Annotated in this window: 21 protein-coding genes; 13 read left to right on the top strand and 8 right to left on the bottom strand. The window is 34.1% G+C overall.

Going from position 1 to position 15,779, the window contains the following annotated elements; all coding sequences use genetic code 11:
• The first annotated feature begins 247 nt into the window (after positions 1 to 247).
• Positions 248 to 1,804, top strand: coding sequence for a glutamine-hydrolyzing GMP synthase (gene guaA, locus Q2T76_RS01500; RefSeq protein WP_302083455.1), 1,557 nt, complete (start codon positions 248 to 250; stop codon positions 1,802 to 1,804).
• 291 nt (positions 1,805 to 2,095) lie between these two features.
• On the opposite strand, the gene Q2T76_RS01495 is transcribed toward guaA, so the two are convergent.
• From Q2T76_RS01495 to Q2T76_RS01480, 4 genes are read right to left on the bottom strand one after another with little or no spacing between them, the layout of a single operon-like run.
• The gene (locus Q2T76_RS01495) at positions 2,096 to 2,581 is read right to left on the bottom strand and encodes a hypothetical protein (RefSeq protein WP_302083453.1); all 486 of its coding nucleotides are present in this window, start codon (positions 2,579 to 2,581) and stop codon (positions 2,096 to 2,098) included.
• A gap of 12 nt (positions 2,582 to 2,593) precedes the next feature.
• The gene (locus Q2T76_RS01490) at positions 2,594 to 2,893 is read right to left on the bottom strand and encodes a hypothetical protein (RefSeq protein ID WP_302083451.1); all 300 of its coding nucleotides are present in this window, start codon (positions 2,891 to 2,893) and stop codon (positions 2,594 to 2,596) included.
• A 21-nt stretch (positions 2,894 to 2,914) separates the two neighbouring features.
• On the bottom strand, positions 2,915 to 3,883 hold the full coding sequence (locus Q2T76_RS01485; protein ID WP_302083449.1) for a hypothetical protein: 969 nt from the start codon (positions 3,881 to 3,883) through the stop codon (positions 2,915 to 2,917).
• A complete protein-coding gene (locus Q2T76_RS01480) occupies positions 3,876 to 4,220 on the bottom strand; it encodes a hypothetical protein (protein ID WP_302083447.1) in 345 nt (114 codons plus the stop codon). The genes Q2T76_RS01485 and Q2T76_RS01480 overlap by 8 nt, the downstream gene beginning before the upstream one ends.
• 154 nt (positions 4,221 to 4,374) lie before the next feature.
• Between Q2T76_RS01480 and Q2T76_RS01475 the strand changes: the two genes are divergently transcribed.
• The 5 genes from Q2T76_RS01475 (at position 4,375) to Q2T76_RS01455 (ending at position 7,587) form a co-directional block, all read left to right on the top strand.
• Complete coding sequence (locus tag Q2T76_RS01475; RefSeq protein WP_302083445.1) at positions 4,375 to 4,713, top strand: helix-turn-helix domain-containing protein; 339 nt, start codon at positions 4,375 to 4,377, stop codon at positions 4,711 to 4,713.
• Positions 4,714 to 4,829: 116 nt separating this feature from the next.
• Positions 4,830 to 5,006: a type II toxin-antitoxin system HicA family toxin gene (locus Q2T76_RS01470; RefSeq protein WP_302083444.1), complete on the top strand. Its 177-nt coding sequence runs from the start codon at positions 4,830 to 4,832 to the stop codon at positions 5,004 to 5,006.
• A gap of 10 nt (positions 5,007 to 5,016) precedes the next feature.
• A complete protein-coding gene (locus Q2T76_RS01465; RefSeq protein WP_302083441.1) occupies positions 5,017 to 5,409 on the top strand; it encodes a type II toxin-antitoxin system HicB family antitoxin in 393 nt (130 codons plus the stop codon).
• A gap of 211 nt (positions 5,410 to 5,620) precedes the next feature.
• Complete coding sequence (locus Q2T76_RS01460) at positions 5,621 to 6,601, top strand: serine hydrolase (protein ID WP_302083439.1); 981 nt, start codon at positions 5,621 to 5,623, stop codon at positions 6,599 to 6,601.
• A 212-nt stretch (positions 6,602 to 6,813) separates the two neighbouring features.
• On the top strand, positions 6,814 to 7,587 hold the full coding sequence (locus Q2T76_RS01455; protein ID WP_302083437.1) for an N-acetyltransferase: 774 nt from the start codon (positions 6,814 to 6,816) through the stop codon (positions 7,585 to 7,587).
• A gap of 91 nt (positions 7,588 to 7,678) precedes the next feature.
• Here Q2T76_RS01455 and Q2T76_RS01450 read toward each other — a convergent pair whose 3' ends face one another.
• The 3 genes from Q2T76_RS01450 to Q2T76_RS01440 all read right to left on the bottom strand — a co-directional run bounded on the left by Q2T76_RS01450 (position 7,679) and on the right by Q2T76_RS01440 (position 9,220).
• Positions 7,679 to 7,981: a TfoX/Sxy family protein gene (locus Q2T76_RS01450; protein ID WP_302083435.1), complete on the bottom strand. Its 303-nt coding sequence runs from the start codon at positions 7,979 to 7,981 to the stop codon at positions 7,679 to 7,681.
• Between the two features lie 2 nt (positions 7,982 to 7,983).
• A complete protein-coding gene (locus tag Q2T76_RS01445; protein WP_302083433.1) occupies positions 7,984 to 8,376 on the bottom strand; it encodes a VOC family protein in 393 nt (130 codons plus the stop codon).
• A gap of 70 nt (positions 8,377 to 8,446) precedes the next feature.
• Positions 8,447 to 9,220 (bottom strand): AraC family transcriptional regulator, encoded by a 774-nt coding sequence (locus Q2T76_RS01440; RefSeq protein WP_302083430.1) that lies wholly within the window; start codon positions 9,218 to 9,220, stop codon positions 8,447 to 8,449.
• Positions 9,221 to 9,364: 144 nt separating this feature from the next.
• Between Q2T76_RS01440 and Q2T76_RS01435 the strand changes: the two genes are divergently transcribed.
• From Q2T76_RS01435 to Q2T76_RS01420, 4 genes are all read left to right on the top strand, one after another.
• Positions 9,365 to 9,772: a hypothetical protein gene (locus Q2T76_RS01435; protein ID WP_302083428.1), complete on the top strand. Its 408-nt coding sequence runs from the start codon at positions 9,365 to 9,367 to the stop codon at positions 9,770 to 9,772.
• Positions 9,773 to 9,811: 39 nt separating this feature from the next.
• Complete coding sequence (locus Q2T76_RS01430; RefSeq protein ID WP_302083426.1) at positions 9,812 to 10,222, top strand: hypothetical protein; 411 nt, start codon at positions 9,812 to 9,814, stop codon at positions 10,220 to 10,222.
• A 149-nt stretch (positions 10,223 to 10,371) separates the two neighbouring features.
• Complete coding sequence (locus Q2T76_RS01425) at positions 10,372 to 10,821, top strand: LytTR family DNA-binding domain-containing protein (protein ID WP_302083424.1); 450 nt, start codon at positions 10,372 to 10,374, stop codon at positions 10,819 to 10,821.
• A gap of 13 nt (positions 10,822 to 10,834) precedes the next feature.
• Positions 10,835 to 11,212, top strand: coding sequence for a DUF3021 domain-containing protein (locus tag Q2T76_RS01420; protein ID WP_302083422.1), 378 nt, complete (start codon positions 10,835 to 10,837; stop codon positions 11,210 to 11,212).
• A gap of 31 nt (positions 11,213 to 11,243) precedes the next feature.
• Here the strand turns inward: Q2T76_RS01420 and Q2T76_RS01415 are convergent, their stop codons facing one another.
• On the bottom strand, positions 11,244 to 11,831 hold the full coding sequence (locus Q2T76_RS01415; RefSeq protein ID WP_302083421.1) for a TetR/AcrR family transcriptional regulator: 588 nt from the start codon (positions 11,829 to 11,831) through the stop codon (positions 11,244 to 11,246).
• Positions 11,832 to 12,037: 206 nt separating this feature from the next.
• Between Q2T76_RS01415 and Q2T76_RS01410 the strand changes: the two genes are divergently transcribed.
• The 3 genes from Q2T76_RS01410 (at position 12,038) to Q2T76_RS01400 (ending at position 15,772) form a co-directional block, all read left to right on the top strand.
• On the top strand, positions 12,038 to 13,273 hold the full coding sequence (locus tag Q2T76_RS01410) for an agmatine/peptidylarginine deiminase (RefSeq protein WP_302083419.1): 1,236 nt from the start codon (positions 12,038 to 12,040) through the stop codon (positions 13,271 to 13,273).
• Between the two features lie 45 nt (positions 13,274 to 13,318).
• Entirely contained in the window at positions 13,319 to 14,383 is a 1,065-nt protein-coding gene (locus Q2T76_RS01405) for an ornithine carbamoyltransferase (protein ID WP_302083417.1), read from the top strand.
• 81 nt (positions 14,384 to 14,464) lie between these two features.
• Positions 14,465 to 15,772, top strand: a complete 1,308-nt coding sequence (locus Q2T76_RS01400) for an MFS transporter (protein ID WP_302083415.1) — start codon at positions 14,465 to 14,467, stop codon at positions 15,770 to 15,772.
• The last annotated feature ends 7 nt before the right edge of the window (positions 15,773 to 15,779 follow it).

Genomic DNA, 15,779 nt, shown 5'->3' with positions numbered 1-15,779 from the left:
GTCTAACCAAAATAAAATCAATTTCTAGCGAAATGAATTTTATTTTTCTTAGTACTCACTTTATTCCCGCTAGTTGTAACGCTCTTGTTTGAAACGCACTCAAGTCCACAAAATCCTCTGTCTAAATTAAAAAATTACAAGATTACTCCAATCTCATGATTTTTTTCTTTAGTACTCGGCTTTTACCCGTGGACTTTCACGCTCTTTATTTGTACAATTAATTATTAATTAAATAAATTTAGACGAGGTGAAGGTAGTGGCAGAACAAACAAATGCTGATAGTATTATTGTCTTAGACTACGGTAGTCAATACAACCAGTTGATTACTAGAAGAATTAGGGAATTAGGAGTTTACTCAGTTCTGCTGGCCAACACGATAACCGCCGCTGAAATTAAAGAAATGGCACCGAAAGGAATTATTCTTTCTGGTGGTCCAATGAGTGTTTATGATGAAAATGCATTCTCAATTGATCCTGAAATTTTTGAATTAGGTATTCCAATTTTAGGAATTTGTTATGGTATGCAATTAATCAGTTTCAAAAACGGTGGTAAAGTTGAAGCTTCAACTGAACGTGAATATGGTAAAGCTGAAATCACTGTTCAAGATAAAGACACAGAGTTATTCAAAGGACTTCCTGAGAAACAAATCGTGTGGATGAGTCATGGTGATAAAGTTACTGCAATTCCAGAAGGTTTCGTAACTAGTGCAGTTAGTGACAACACACCATTTGCTGCAATCGAGAATCATGAGAAGAAAATTTATGGAATTCAATTCCATACCGAAGTTCGTAATACCGAATACGGAATGGATATCTTGAAGAACTTTGCTTTCGGTATTTGTGGTGCAACAGACAACTGGAGCATGGAAGATTTCATTCAAATGCAGATAGCTAACATTCGTGAAAAAGTTGGCGACAAGAAGGTCTTGTTAGGACTTTCTGGTGGTGTCGATTCTTCAGTTGTTGGTGTATTACTCCACGAAGCTATTGGTGATCAATTAGTAAGTATTTTTGTTGATCATGGTCTACTTAGAAAAGGCGAAGTTGAACAAGTAATGGATAGTCTGGGCGGTAAGTTCGGACTAAATATTATTCAAGTAGATGCTAGAAAACGTTTCTTAGATAAACTCAGTGGAGTGTCTGACCCAGAAAAGAAACGTAAAATCATTGGAAATGAATTTATTCAAGTTTTCGACGAAGAAGCAACCAAACTAAATGGAATCGACTTCTTGGCTCAGGGAACTTTGTACACTGACATTATCGAGAGTGGTACTAGCACAGCTACAACTATCAAGTCACATCATAATGTTGGCGGACTTCCAGAAGACATGCAATTCAGCTTAATTGAACCATTGAATACTCTCTTCAAAGATGAAGTTAGAGAATTAGGTGAGAAGCTAGGAATGCCTCACGAACTTGTTTGGCGTCAACCATTCCCAGGACCAGGATTAGGAATTCGTGTACTAGGCGAAGTTACTGAAGACAAACTAAAAATTGTCCGTGATAGTGACTATATCCTAAGAGAAGAATTTGCAAAAGCTGGCTTAGACAGAACAGTTTGGCAATACTTCACTGTTTTACCAGGAATTCGTTCAGTTGGTGTCATGGGAGACGGACGTACATACGACTACACAGTCGGAATTCGTGCCGTAAACTCAATCGACGGAATGACCGCCGACTTCTCAAGAATCCCTTGGGAAGTACTACAAACTGTTTCAACCAGAATCGTAAATGAAGTGGATCACGTTAACCGTATCGTCTACGATATCACCTCCAAACCGCCAGCAACAGTAGAATGGGAATAAGTAGTTAGCCTAATATGAATGGTGAATGCCGATAAATCAACATTCTTCGACGCCTAAAATGTTTGATTTTCATTAAAAATAACATAGTTCCCTACCAAAATTCCTACCAGAAATGGCAGGGATTTTTAGTATGGAAAAGAAATCAAAAGCCCAATTATCAGATTAATATTTCTGATAATTGGGCCTTGAGGTTAACTGGGTTTAATTAAAGTGATGAAACTAGTGAAAGTAATTGTTTTTTTGAGTATTGGTATCTGTAATTTTAGCAGATACGTTTTAATTCTCTTGCTTTTAGTTTGGTAAGTCGCCATTTACTAAAGCAACATCACTTACTTGGTTTACCAAGCTATCTGTTTTTTGCTTCTGCTCAGGCGTTGAATAGTAATTCTTTTTCAATTCTTCAATTGAAATGGTTTGTGGTTCGTCAGAAGCATAGATTGGTAATAAAGTCACATTTGCACTGTCCATTGTGAAAATAGTTGCTCTCATTTGCGGTTGCTGAAGAACATATTTGCCGTCATTCATATAGTAATGATAGCCATCTAAAGAACTACCTTGATATTTTTGCCAAGCCATTATAATTATATGCTTGTTATCAATTTTTTCTGGCTCTTCAGCTTTTTTTATTTCTTTTTTTGGTTTAGTTTCTTTTTTCTCAACTTTAGGTTTGGAATCAGAAATTTTTTCTTTAGAAGAATTATTGCTACATCCGACAGCAATCAATAAAAACAAAGTGAGAAAAACACTTAATAAACTTGATTTTGTTATTTTTTTCATAATTACATATCCTCAACCAATACGCTCTAGTCTCTTCCAAGAAAATCCTTTTTTTACTTCTATTCTAGGTGAAGTCTTCTTGTCTAATTCCTTCATATATCGAGCTGGTGTTACTGTATCCAGAAATAACATTGCTTCATCGGGGTTTGCTGTGTAGTCGAATGAATTATTAATACCGTCTATTCTGAATAAGTATTTTACATAACCTGTGATTGGATCAGTCATAGCAATGCGATACTTGGGTTTGGTAATTTTTTTAAATCCTAAGTATCCTAATCCAATTATAATGATTGCTAAAATAAGTTCTGCCATAATTAGGCCTTCTTTCTATATTTATTTTTCAATTGGAACCTTATAATATTTATCTTCTTTTAGATTATAAATAATACTTCCTTCTTCACTATGTTTACTATAATTTGAATCAACTAAGTTAAGAAGTGCACTTCCATCAAAGAAAATCTCTGATGCTTTGCTAATGTCAGTTTCCATATTATCTTTGTCAATTTTCCATCCATCATAAATTTTTGAAAGCTTGTCTATTTTTTTGCCTTTATAATAGATGTCATAGTACTTATCTAAATCACTTTGCAAATAGTTTTTTGCATTTTCTTCAGGTGTACCATAGTAAATGCTAAACGAATCTGCGGCATCTGCTTTTTGTTTTTCTTCTTGTTGTTCTTTAAGTTTTTTTGCATAAGCTTTGTCATATTTAGCTTTATTATAAACAACTTTAAAATCACTAACTTTGACATTCATTTTCTTTTGTTTCTTTAATCCAGAAACTTTAATTTTCTTTGAAAAAGGTTTGAATGCTGGATCAGATGAAGTATCTTTGAATCCGATGTATCCAACATCACCGTTCTTATCGAAAGAACCTGACCAAGTTGGTTCAATTGCCTTCATTCTAGTGTAAAATGCGTTATTCTGTGATAAGTCTGTTGATGATTTGGCTGAATAAATATCACTGTTTTCATCTTTGAATTTGTTTAAAGCAACTTCAGGGTCTTTTTCATTTTCAAAGACACGTTTAACAACAGCCGTATCAAAATTAGCTCTTTTTGCTTCTAATAAAGCCATTGTTTCGTAAAGCTTTTTGATTTTTTCCTTGTTTGATTTGGATTGAACTACCTCAGCATGTCCGTGTCCTTCATATCCTTCGGTCTTAACTTCAATAGAATTCATGATGCTTTGTGGTGATGGATTCATTAATTTGTGTATTCCAAAACCACCAGCAATAATAACGATTAAAACGATAAGAGATGCAATTTTGTGTTTAATTACAAATGCGATTGCTTTAGTCATTTTTCTTGGTCTCCTCTGAGATTTTAGTCTTCGTTTCATTTACTTTTTTCTTAGTGGCTGAAATTTCCTTGCTATATAGTCCTAATAGTTCTTTATAGTTCATAAATAGCCAAGCAACCATGCTAACAATAAGTGAAATAACAAGTAAATGTACGGTGAATGGTACATGAATATTTCCAAATAATGATGAAACGCTAAACATAGAACTGTCATATTGACTGGTTGCATTTTGAATTTGTGATGATAGCGTTAAAAAAGTGTACTCAAGTTTGCATAATGCTAATGTCCAAAGGACGAATGTTACTGAAATAATCGATAAGTATAATTTTCTACTCATAATTAACTCCTCTTAAATTAATTTTTTTCAATAAAGGTACGATTATAATATTATCACAATCGTTTTATTTTTTATACAACGATTGTTTGTTATTTAATTGAGTAAATTCCTATATTGTCATACATATAGGCAATGTAGGGAGGCGAGATTAAATATGGTTCATGACAAGAGTTATTCTATTGGTGAAAATATAAAGAAAAGAAGAAAAAACTTAGGGATGTCACAAGAAAAATTGGCTGAAATGAGCAAACTTTCAACAAATTATATTTCACGTATTGAAAGATCTAGTACTGCAAATCTTAGTGTAAGTGTTCTTGTTGCCATCTCAGAAGCTTTAGATACGGATATCAACAATCTAATTTATTCTGATAAAAAACCCGTAACTTCCTATAATGTTGAAAAATTAAATTCTCAACTGGCAGAGTTAGATTCTGAACAAGCAGATGAGATTGGAAAATTACTTTTAAAATTAATAAATGAACTCAAAAAATAAAACCTCTGACATTTGTCAGAGGTTTTATTGTTGTCGTTATCGTAATTTCTATTAACGATTTGAAACGAATTGTTTAACACGTGTCTGAGCACGTGTTAATATAGGAAGGTAAGATAATGAAGACAAATAAACTTTTAAAGTTATTGAAGCAGAATGGTTGGTATTTATATCGGCATGGTGGCAATCACGATATTTGGACTAACGAAATTTATTTTGTTCCGATTCCTCGACATCCTAAAATCAAGGAGAACTTAGCCAAAAGTATTATTAAAAAATATAGACTTATCAAGTGAGGTAAATGTTATGAAAGTTATTTATCCAGTAATTATCACTAAAGATGATGAAGAAATTCCATACTTAGTAGAAATTCCCGCACTTAATGGGATGACTCAAGGGACATCTTTGACAAATGCCTTTGACATGGCACGTGATTATATTGGGATAGTGGTAGTTGACTTACAAGATAGAGATCAACCAATTCCCGATTCGATGTTTGAGTTGCCAGAGATAGATGAAAATCAGATAGCAACTTTGATAGATGTAGATATTGATAAATATCGGAAATTGAATGATACCAGACCAGTCAAAAAAACGCTCACCATTCCCAGTTATTTAAATGATCTGGGAATTAAAGAGAAAGTTAACTTCTCTGAGATTCTGGCTGATGGGTTACGCAAAAGATTAGATGTTCGTTAAAAAAGGTCTCTCATTTGAGAGACCTTTAGGTTTTTCTTTAATCGGCATCCAAATTTTCAAACAAGTCAAATTATCTTGAGTAAAATATATTTCAAGTTCGAGTCCAGGAACACGTTCTAAATCTTTATTTTGCAGTTATAAGGGTTTCATTTCCTATTAAAATTTTACCTATGTTATCTTACCTCTAAATAGGATTGGATAGGAGAAACACATGAATGAAAAAAGTATCATTGAGCTAGAAAAAACTGTAGAAAAAGGATACTCAAATATAGTTGGAATTTCTGTCTTACATGAGGGAAAACTTCAGTACGAAAAGTATTTTAATGGCTGTAATCAGGATAGTAAGGTGCATGTATACTCTGTTTCAAAGAGTGTCATATCATTGCTGTTTGGAATTGCTTTGAATCAGGGATATATACAAGATATAAATCAGAGGGTTATAAATTTTTCCCCTGATTATAGAATACTAAATAACGAAAAAGTAGTTCAAAATATAACACTCGAGGATATGTTAATGATGACCGTTCCTTACAAATACAAATTTCCACCGTTAACTTATATGCGATATTTTATGAGTAAAGATTGGGAGAAATTTACTTTAAACTATCTTGGTGGAAAGGGAAAAATTGGTGATTTTAACTATACGCCTTTAGTTGGTCCAGATATCTTTTCGGCAATTTTGATGAAGGCAACTAAGCAAACAGTCTTTGACTTTGCTCAAGAGAATTTGTTTAAACCGCTCGAAATAAATATTGAAAAAAACATTATTCTTAACACGGTGAAAGAACAAACTACTTTTAATAAGGCAACTAACATTAGTGGTTGGGTATGTGATACTAAGGGATTAAATACCGGAGGTTGGGGACTTACACTGTCAGTTAGTGACATGGCAAAAATTGGACAACTTATTTTGAATAAAGGAATGTGGCAAGACAGAAGAATAGTTTCATCACAGTGGATTGAAGACAGTACAACTAAGCACAGTCATTGGGATAAAGTTGATCTTTCCTATGGATATCTCTGGTGGATTCTTGATCCAGAGCAAGGTATCTATGCAGCTATGGGAGACGGCGGTAACATTATTTATATCAATCAGGATAAAAAACTAGTTGTTTCAATTGCCTCATTGTCCGCAAATAAAGTTAAGGACAGAGTTGAATTAATAAAAAAATATATTGAACCATTTGTTTAGTCTATAATGCAGAGTATTTTTCTTCATTGATTTTGAAATAAACAAAGAGCTTTTTGTTAGGCTAAGTATAGAGGGCTCAAACAAGAATAACAAACAATTTGATGATATAATCAATTAATTAAATCGAATGCCAAAAAATACACAGTGCTAACGTCGCTTGAAATTAGTTGGTATTCGCTCAGCGGTTTGGATAAGAACAGTGAGGTGATTGATTGAAAAAAATAATTTGGGAAACACAATTGACTGATGCAGATAAAAAATCTGTATTGGAGTTACAAAAAAGAATAGAAACAAATAGAAATATTTACCATAAAGTCGACATTGGCTTTGTAGATAAGGTCAATGATTATACACAACATTTGCTATATTGGAATGACGGTCAACTATTGGGATATGCTTATTTAATAAATTTTGATCCCGAAGTGGTTGAAGTAAGTTTTATGGTTGATGAAAAAGATGGCTATGAGACTTTACTTCAAGAAATTGAAAAGATGTTTGTTGGTAAGGAAATAGAGACTATTGTTGATCAAAATGATAGTTTCTTGCGTAATTTAGTTAGTTCAAAATATGAATTCTCTGAAAAGTATATGCTGTTACCTATGAATGTTAATTATGAACAAGTAGTAAAGCTGCAACCTGCCACAACTGACGACATCAGTAGTTTAACTGTTTTGTTAGATAGAGAACCAACGCTAGAATCTTTGAAAAATATCATGATTTACAAAATTGATGATGAACTGGTTGCGACAATCAACTTGGAGAACTCTGATGATAATTGGGGTATCTATGGCTTTGTTGTCGCGGAAAGCCAGCGTGGTAAAGGAATTGGTAAAAAAGTAATTACCTCGGCCATTGCCTTACTTCAAGATAAAAAACCTAAAAGTATTTATCTTGAAGTTGAAACTGAGAACACTCCAGCTGTGAAATTGTATGAAGGCTTGGGGTTCCAAACTAGAAATCAGTTTGACTATTATACAGATAGTTGAGCTTGTATAATTGTAATAAAAATGTTGATTGGAATTATAAAAAGAGCCCATACAGGCTCTTTTTTCATTGGAATTCAAAAATTATTTGAGTTTATTTTTTAGGTAAATTTTCGCAAGTTACAAGAGTTAGTTTCTCTAGGAGTTCACGATTCTCCAGATCTTCAATAAGAAACATGGATTTTGCGCCATCATAAGGTGGTGCAGTGGGACAATTAGGTATAACCTTTTTGCCAGCTTCAGTGATTTTGATAAGTAACTGGTTGTCGCAGATTGCTGCAAAATATTGATCATTACAATATACGCCATATTCACCAAACATTTTTTTGATGCGAATTTTACCGGCACCTGAAAGTTTTTCTTGTACGTATTCTGCAAAGTCTAAACCGGTAGCCACTGTTATTGTTTCCTCTCTTCAGTAAAAGTTAGCACATAGTTATTATTGTCCAAAACAGCAAATTCTTTTGCACCGTAAAAAGTAGTGTGCATGTCAGTATAAATAGTAAGGTTTTTCTTTAAATCTGAATACAACTGTTCTAAATCATCTGTTTGAATATAAAGACTAATTGAGGGATGCAGTTCATCGGTTGTCAGAATTGGATATTCTGCGATTAGATTATTTTTTTCTTGAAACATTAAAGTCAATTCATCTTTAATCATGATGGCAAATTGTAGTCCGCCATTGTCATCAGGAACTGAGGCAGCAGTGATAAAACCGAGCTTAGATTCATAGAATTTAGTTGTATCTTCAACGTTTTCAACCATTAAGTTAGGTGTCATACTTTTTAACATAAGCTATTCCTCCTTTATTATATGTCTAGTTTATTTGAAGAAGGGTGAGTTGTATTGGAAATAATGGTCATTATTTATATTTCGCTAAAAGTTCAAGCGGTGTAAGTCCAATGTTGCGCTGAAAATCATTAATGAGGTGAGATTGATCGTAATACTGTGAGAATTCCAGTAAGTCACTTGGTTTAGTCTTTGTAGAAGTCAAAAGAGTGATTGATTTTTGAAATCTCAAAATAGAGAGAACCACCTTTGGACTCAAGCCAAAATTTTTGTTGAAGTTTCTTTGGCACTGACTTTGGCTGAGATTTAATATTTGGCACAGTTTGTTTACTGATGCTGGAGGCTCGTGAATTAAATCGTTAAATAATTTCGTGTATGAATTAGGCTGGATATTGCCAATTTTTGATTTTATAAAGTCGATTAAATATTGTTTTGCTTCGTTAAAAGATAGTGAGAAGAAGTACTTCTGGTTAAAGTCACCATAGACTTCACTGATAGGTAAGAATTTATCCATCGCAGCTTGCGGTTCTCGTTTAGTAAGTTGATGAAAGGCACCAGGAGTTAAACGCAGTCCCATGAATTTGGCAGGCAGTTGAATTTTGAAGTGAAAGTCTGTTGAACTCATTCCTGAGAAACCGATAAGTTTTTCTTCAAAATCTACAACTAAATCAATACAGCCATCTAAAATAATGATGTTATCTAGTTCAATTGACACGTTCTTAATAGGAGTCATTTGCCAATAGCAAATCACAAAATCTGTTAGGCCATCAATAGTATCTTCTTGATACTTAATATGTTTGAGAAAAGTATCATCTAAAATGTAAGGAATCTGAATTGGATAATACATGAGAGATACTCCTTAAAAATCAATTGATTAATATTAATTATATCTACTGAAAATAATAAAAACAAACTATTGATTATAATATCGCTGTCAATTAAACTTTAGTTGAGATAGAGCGGTTACTTACTCGAGAGGAAGTAGGAAATTATGAAAAAAATATGGATAAGTGCCATAGGAGTATTCATAGTACTTATAGCAATATTTGTCGGAGTTTCTTATTTAACAAGTGATAGAACTCCATCTGTAATTGGGAATTATTCTATTAAAGATAAGAAGAATGAAGCGCCAGCAAACACACCAATACTTCGGATAGAGATTGAAAATGGATATAGCTTATGGCGAAATGGGGAGGCTATTGACCGTGGAAAGTATCAGCATTATAAGGAGCACTCATATTTGTTGAAATCTAAACACGGCTACGATGGGACGCTGATTCTTACTAGTCAGAATGACTATTATCTGATAGTTCCAAAACTAAGTAAGAAACCCATTCTTCTAGACAGAAGTGATTCAGATGGTGCCAAATTATATGTCAATCCTCCTGAAACTAAGTGAAGCAGAGAATTTGTAGTTATATGAATGGGGTGATGAATCATGAAAAAAATATGGATAAGTGCCATAGGAGTATTTTTAGTACTTATAGCAATATTTATCGGAGCTTCTTATTTAGCAAATGATAGAACTCCTTCTATTTTAGGAGACTACTATTCACCAAACGACAGTACACACCAGCCATCTAAACAGATTCGTATTTCTTTTTTTGAAGAGAAATACAGCATATTTTATCAAGGAAAGGTATTTGATGAAGGGAAGTATAAACGCTATAAAAAGCATTCATATCTTCTGAATTCTAAGAAAGGCTATTCAGGAACTTTTATTCTGACAGACCAAAAAGTTTTTTACTTAATTATTCCTAAAATAAATAAAAAACCTTTTATTATGAAAAAGGAAGCCGGCAGTGAAAAACAGTATCATGGAGAAATTATTGGTATCGATTCGAACTAAAAAAAAAGCCTATACAGGCTTTTTTTTATTGGAATTCAAAAAAACGAGACACATAATAACTACTCATATAAGAAGCTGCTACCACTCATAGAAAAGTAAACAATTATAAAAAATAATACGTATAATAAAATTTATAAGGAGGTAGATTCATGGAAATAAAGATTTTAATCAATCAAGATATTGATGAAGTTAAAGTAATAATTGAGTCGCCAACGACTGAATTAGCCAATGATGTTTTCAACCAGTTGTCAGACGACAAACCAAAAAATGTTTTCACAGTGAAAAACAATGAAGGTGTACAAATAGTACGAACTGAAGAAATAGAAGTCATTGAAATTTTTACAGATGAAATAGTTATTTCATTTGAAAGTGGTGAACAAACTCAATTTCGTGGACGTCTATATAAGATAAAAGCTAATCTAGATGATCGTCAATTTGTTCAAATATCAAAATCAGCAATTATTAATTTGAAACAGATTCGAAGATTGGAAAATTCTTTCTCCGGAAATATGGATGCCGTTTTAAGAAGTGGCAAGAAGCAATCTATCTCTAGGAGATACTTATCAAATCTAAAGTTAGCGTTAGAACAAATTTATTAGGAGGTATATTATCATGAAGAAACTTTTTGGAAATATTGTAGCTGATGTTGGAGCAGTTAGTTTTATATATTTGGTGATGGGAATGGTTTTCGCAAGTGAAGCTGTTCGTTTCAATAGTATGTTGGTTATTTTATTAGGAGTCCTTATCGGAGTTTGCTCAGCAGTATATCAAATTCGTAGATTTTCACTTTTGACAAAAACCGGGATTCAGTTAGTTGGGAGCTTGCTCAGCTTTTTGGTGATTGCTTATATTGGTGATTGGTTCCCAATGAAACTTGGAATTATTGCAACCTCATCTTTGATGTTCGTTTTAATCTTCCTATTTATTTGGTCAATGTTTTATTTCGCAGAAAAAAGGGAACTAGAAAGAATCAATAGGAAAATAAAATAAAAAAGAGTTGAGATTATTTCTCAACTCTTTTTTATTCTCCAACAAACAATGAATTTACAATGTTTTTCCAAATGGTTTTGGAATCAATGGCACCTTTATTCGCAACCGAGTAACTAATTCCCGCTGACATCACGAAGAACATTTGAGCGTTAACTTCGACATCGAATGAACTAGGAAAAGCACCTATATCTTTACCATGTTGCAAGATTGTTTGCCAGGCTTCAATATTTTCTTGGTCTAAGTGAGCTTTTTGTTCCCAAACTGAAGGAATTCTTTGGGCTTGAATATCCAATTCAGCTAGCACAAGGCGACGTTCGGTATCGTTTCGATAGGTTTCGATAATTGAATATCCCAGATTGATTAATTGTTGATGGAAGTCACCTTTATCGGTGGAATTCACGATTTTTTGATCTTCAATCAATTTTGCTAGGGGATATAATCCTGCTAAAACTTCCAAAAAGATTGATTCTTTTGATTCGAAATAATAGTAAACAGATGGTTTTTGAATACCAACTATTTGAGCAATTTTGTTAATTGATGATTTATCGTACCCGACTTCGGCAACTAAATGATACATTGCTTCAATGACTTTATCGCGGGTAGTAAGAGGTTTGTTCACGATTTATCTCTCCTTAGTTGAAATAATATCACACTCATTATAACTAATTAATTACATTAGTGGTAATTGTCACAAAAAGACACAGTTAAAAATAACATTAATCTTATTGAAATGTAATCGCTTTCATGATACTATATACCTGTCGGTAGGTATATAAATATTTACCATAGAATAATATACAAATTAATCAACAGGAGGCAAGTGATATGCAAGGAAACTTTCGCTATCCAGGTGAATTCGAAAAAGTTTCGGATGTTTTTATGACCTGGATGCCAGATTACATTGATTCAAGTGAACATGATAATCGTGCAACATGTGTACAAGTTGTTAAAGCATTACAAGGACAAGCTCAACTCCACATTAATGGTGGAGCTGAAGGTGTCATTGAAAAAGCCAAAAAGAGATTGACTGATGATGGAGTAGATATTTCAGATATCAAGTTTACTGAATTTGAAGATACTAACTTCTACGTTCGTGATAATGGACCTAGCGTCATGATTGATGATCACGGTAACCGTAAAGTTATCAATCCAGGATGGAGTTACTACGGAGTTATCGATCCAGACAGCGAAGAAGCAAAAATTGCTCGTAGAGCTGGAATGAACATGGCAGTGTCAATGGACTTATATGACATTGTTAGTTCAGAACTAGTATCTGAAGGTGGAGATCGTGAATTCAATGGTCGTGGAGTTATGATGGCGATTGAAGATACAGAAGTTAGAAAGAGAAACCCTCAGTATACAAAAGCTGAAGTTGAAGCTGAGTATAAGAAACTCTATAACGTTGAAAAGATCATTTGGATTCCTAAGCCAATCATTGAAGATGATGATTTCCGTATGGGACCTTTGGAACAAAAAGATGGTTATCCAGTCTTTGGTTCAAGTTTCGCTGCTCATATTGATGAGATGTGCCGCTTCATTGATCACAACAAAGTTATTCTTGCCGAAGTTACTGATGAAGAAGCTGCAGCAAGTAACGCTAATAAGATTACTAAAGAACGTCTTGATGAAGCTTATGAAGTTCTCAAGAATGCGACTGATGTTGATGGTAAACCATTTGAAATCATTCGTATGCCAATTCCAGAAGCAATTGAATTTGTCTTGAAACCTGGTGAAGAAGATTATGACTTGTTCAAAGGTTTCATTGATGAAATGGGTGGCAAGTTTGAAGATGGTACTCCTTGGCCAGATGGCGATGCTCACTTCTATGCAGCTGCTGGATATTGTAACTTCTTGATGTGTAATGACGTTGTCGTTGGACAAAGATATTACAGTGAAGGAATGGATCCAAAAGTTAAAGAAAAAGATGAGCAAGCTGAAGAAGTCTTGAAGAAATCTTTCCCTGATAGAAAAGTAGTTATGGTTGATGCCTTAGCACTAAACCTTTCAGGTGGAGGAGTTCATTGTTGGACTAAGGAAGTTGCCGCTTCAGGAAAAAAGTAATATTCACAAATTTTAGATAATTAATAATATTAGGAGAATTAACAAATGAGAAATAATTTAGTAGGAAAAGACATTATTAACTTGAGAGACTTAACACCAGATCAATTCAGATACATGATTGATTTATCAGCAACATTGAAGGCACAAAAGAAAGCCGGTGTTGATCAAAAATTCTTTACAGGAAAAAATATTGTCGCAAGTTTTGACTGGAGTTCAACAAGAACTCGTTGTGCTTTTGAAACATCAGCAAACGACCTTGGTATTGGCTTCACATACTTAACAAACTCTCACATGGGTGACAGTGAAACAGTTAAAGATACTATCCGCGTATTCTCAGGAATGTATGATGCAATCGTTATTCGTGCTCAAAAACCTGAAGGATTCTTGTATGACATGGCATCATATTCAGATGTTCCTATCATCAACGCTCTAAGTCTTGGGGATCACCCAACTCAAATGTTGGCAGATGCTCTTACAATGGAAGAACAATGGGGTGGACCTGGTTCAAGTCGCGGTAAGAAGATGGCCTTCGTTGGTAACTGTGGTGGAGCACCATTATTCTACGGAAGACTTGCTGCTATGTTAGGTATGGACTTCTACGCAATCGGACCTGACAACATTCGTCATCAAATGGCTAAGGCTCACGTTGAAGATATTCAAAGTGCCTTTGACAAATTTGCTCCAAATAACAAGTTTGTTCAAACATCAGACTTGAAAGCACTAGAAGGTATCGACGTAGTTGTTACTGAAGAATGGAGATACTTGAACCCAGATGCTGGTGAAGAAGTTATGGATCCAGACAAGTATGAATCATGGATGGGTGACTACGAAATGTTACTTCCATACCGTGTTTCAAGTGAATTGTTAGCAAAAACTAAGAACCCTAACATCTTCGCAATGCACGAATTACCATCTGTTCATAATGCTGACCACGCTGTTGGTAAGAAATTACTTAGCGAAGCACCTAATGAAACAGAACGTAAAGTTATTGAAGAAGGTCTAGAAATCACTGACGAATGTTTCGAAAAGAATGCATCAGTTATCTTTAGAGAAGCTGAAAACCGTCAACATACAATCAAAGCTATTCTATGTGCTGTATTAGGCCTATAAAAAAATAATTAGCGGTTTTTCATTGAGCTTTACTAAAATGACAAACCGCTTTTTCTGAAGTTTTCACGAGGAGAATTAAAAATGAATAACAACGCAAAACCAAAGAAATCAAACTTCGCTTGGGTTGTCATGGCCGGTTTAGGATTGATGGGTGCAGGTAGTTCAGGTTCTTATACAGTTCTAGTTGGGAGTTTCTTAACCCCGATTAGTAAAGACTTAAACATTAACATCTCGACATTGTCATATTACTTTACAGTGCTTATACTAGCTCTTGCTTTGACACTTCCATTCGTAGGAAAGATTCTTCCTAAGGTTAATTTACCAGTTACTTTGACAGCAATTGCCGCCGTTGAAGTTGTTCTCGGGGGATTAATGTCTCAATTTACTGAAGCATGGATGTTTCTGGCGGGTGCTGCCGTAATTGGTGTGTGTATGGCCTTTACTAGTGTGGTACCAATGTCAATTATTATGGATAATTGGTTTAAGAAAAAGACTAATTTTGCCATTGGTATCTGTTGGTCATTCACTTCCGTTTATCTAGCAATTATGAGTCCTGTTTTATCACAAACAATTGAATCATATGGATGGAGAAATTCCTTCATAATTCTAGCTGTGGTAAGTGCTGTTCTCATCATTCCTTCAACATTGTTTATTATCAGATATCAACCTTCTGATAAAGGCATGCTTGCATATGGTGAAGAAGAAGTTAATGAAGATAAACAAGAAGAAACAGTTTCAGTTACTGAAATTGAAGCTGATCCTAGAGACAACTTAACTTTCAAACAAACACTTATGTCTCCGGCATTCTTTATTGTGGTTGCAACATTATGTGTCGTTCAATTAACCGTGGTTATGAATCAATTATTCCCAACATATGCTGAAACAAATGGCTTCGGTCCAACTGTTGGTGGACTAATGGTTTCATCTGCAATGATCTTTGATATGTTCTTGAATCCGATAGTTGGTGCAACTTGTGACCGCTTCGGAGCCATCAAGGCATTACTAGGATGGGTTGCAATTAGTATTATTTCCTTCGGTATTCTAATCTTGAGTACTAATTTAGGATTACCATTATTGGCAATTTTTGGTGCTGGTATCAACGATGTTATGTACGTTGTCTGTGGTACAGGAATTACAGCACTTGCTATCCATGTCTTTGGGTCAAAACAATTCGGAAGTGCCTTCTCATATGTTATGGCCTTTGGATACATTGTAGGAAGTTTTGGTATGCCTTTAATGACAAGTATTTACACACAATACAACAGTTTCATAGCAGTCTTCGTATTCTGCATTATCTTGAATGTTGTAGTTGCAATGCTTGTACTATTAGCTGCAAAATCAACTTCACTTTTGAAACACAAAGCTACTAAATTAGAAAAACAAGCATAGGAGATAT

Source organism: Lactobacillus sp. YT155, from assembly GCF_030504545.1.
In the GTDB taxonomy this organism is placed as follows: domain Bacteria; phylum Bacillota; class Bacilli; order Lactobacillales; family Lactobacillaceae; genus BQUT01.
The sequence above is the reverse complement of the archived record's forward strand: the minus strand, read 5'-3'. Positions and strand labels throughout refer to the sequence as shown.

What these genes read in the sequence shown, in the direction of transcription:
- Q2T76_RS01425 (WP_302083424.1), top strand. Translation starts at nt 10,372, where the DNA reads ATGGAAATAAAGATTTTAATCAATCAAGATATTGATGAAGTTAAAGTA.
- Q2T76_RS01495 (WP_302083453.1), bottom strand. Translation starts at nt 2,581, where the DNA reads ATGAAAAAAATAACAAAATCAAGTTTATTAAGTGTTTTTCTCACTTTG.
- Q2T76_RS01410 (WP_302083419.1), top strand. Translation starts at nt 12,038, where the DNA reads ATGCAAGGAAACTTTCGCTATCCAGGTGAATTCGAAAAAGTTTCGGAT.
- Q2T76_RS01475 (WP_302083445.1), top strand. Translation starts at nt 4,375, where the DNA reads ATGGTTCATGACAAGAGTTATTCTATTGGTGAAAATATAAAGAAAAGA.
- Q2T76_RS01405 (WP_302083417.1), top strand. Translation starts at nt 13,319, where the DNA reads ATGAGAAATAATTTAGTAGGAAAAGACATTATTAACTTGAGAGACTTA.
- Q2T76_RS01440 (WP_302083430.1), bottom strand. Translation starts at nt 9,220, where the DNA reads ATGTATTATCCAATTCAGATTCCTTACATTTTAGATGATACTTTTCTC.
- Q2T76_RS01490 (WP_302083451.1), bottom strand. Translation starts at nt 2,893, where the DNA reads ATGGCAGAACTTATTTTAGCAATCATTATAATTGGATTAGGATACTTA.
- Q2T76_RS01480 (WP_302083447.1), bottom strand. Translation starts at nt 4,220, where the DNA reads ATGAGTAGAAAATTATACTTATCGATTATTTCAGTAACATTCGTCCTT.
- Q2T76_RS01465 (WP_302083441.1), top strand. Translation starts at nt 5,017, where the DNA reads ATGAAAGTTATTTATCCAGTAATTATCACTAAAGATGATGAAGAAATT.
- Q2T76_RS01445 (WP_302083433.1), bottom strand. Translation starts at nt 8,376, where the DNA reads ATGTTAAAAAGTATGACACCTAACTTAATGGTTGAAAACGTTGAAGAT.
- Q2T76_RS01485 (WP_302083449.1), bottom strand. Translation starts at nt 3,883, where the DNA reads ATGACTAAAGCAATCGCATTTGTAATTAAACACAAAATTGCATCTCTT.
- Q2T76_RS01420 (WP_302083422.1), top strand. Translation starts at nt 10,835, where the DNA reads ATGAAGAAACTTTTTGGAAATATTGTAGCTGATGTTGGAGCAGTTAGT.
- Q2T76_RS01470 (WP_302083444.1), top strand. Translation starts at nt 4,830, where the DNA reads ATGAAGACAAATAAACTTTTAAAGTTATTGAAGCAGAATGGTTGGTAT.
- Q2T76_RS01435 (WP_302083428.1), top strand. Translation starts at nt 9,365, where the DNA reads ATGAAAAAAATATGGATAAGTGCCATAGGAGTATTCATAGTACTTATA.
- Q2T76_RS01460 (WP_302083439.1), top strand. Translation starts at nt 5,621, where the DNA reads ATGAATGAAAAAAGTATCATTGAGCTAGAAAAAACTGTAGAAAAAGGA.
- Q2T76_RS01400 (WP_302083415.1), top strand. Translation starts at nt 14,465, where the DNA reads ATGAATAACAACGCAAAACCAAAGAAATCAAACTTCGCTTGGGTTGTC.
- Q2T76_RS01430 (WP_302083426.1), top strand. Translation starts at nt 9,812, where the DNA reads ATGAAAAAAATATGGATAAGTGCCATAGGAGTATTTTTAGTACTTATA.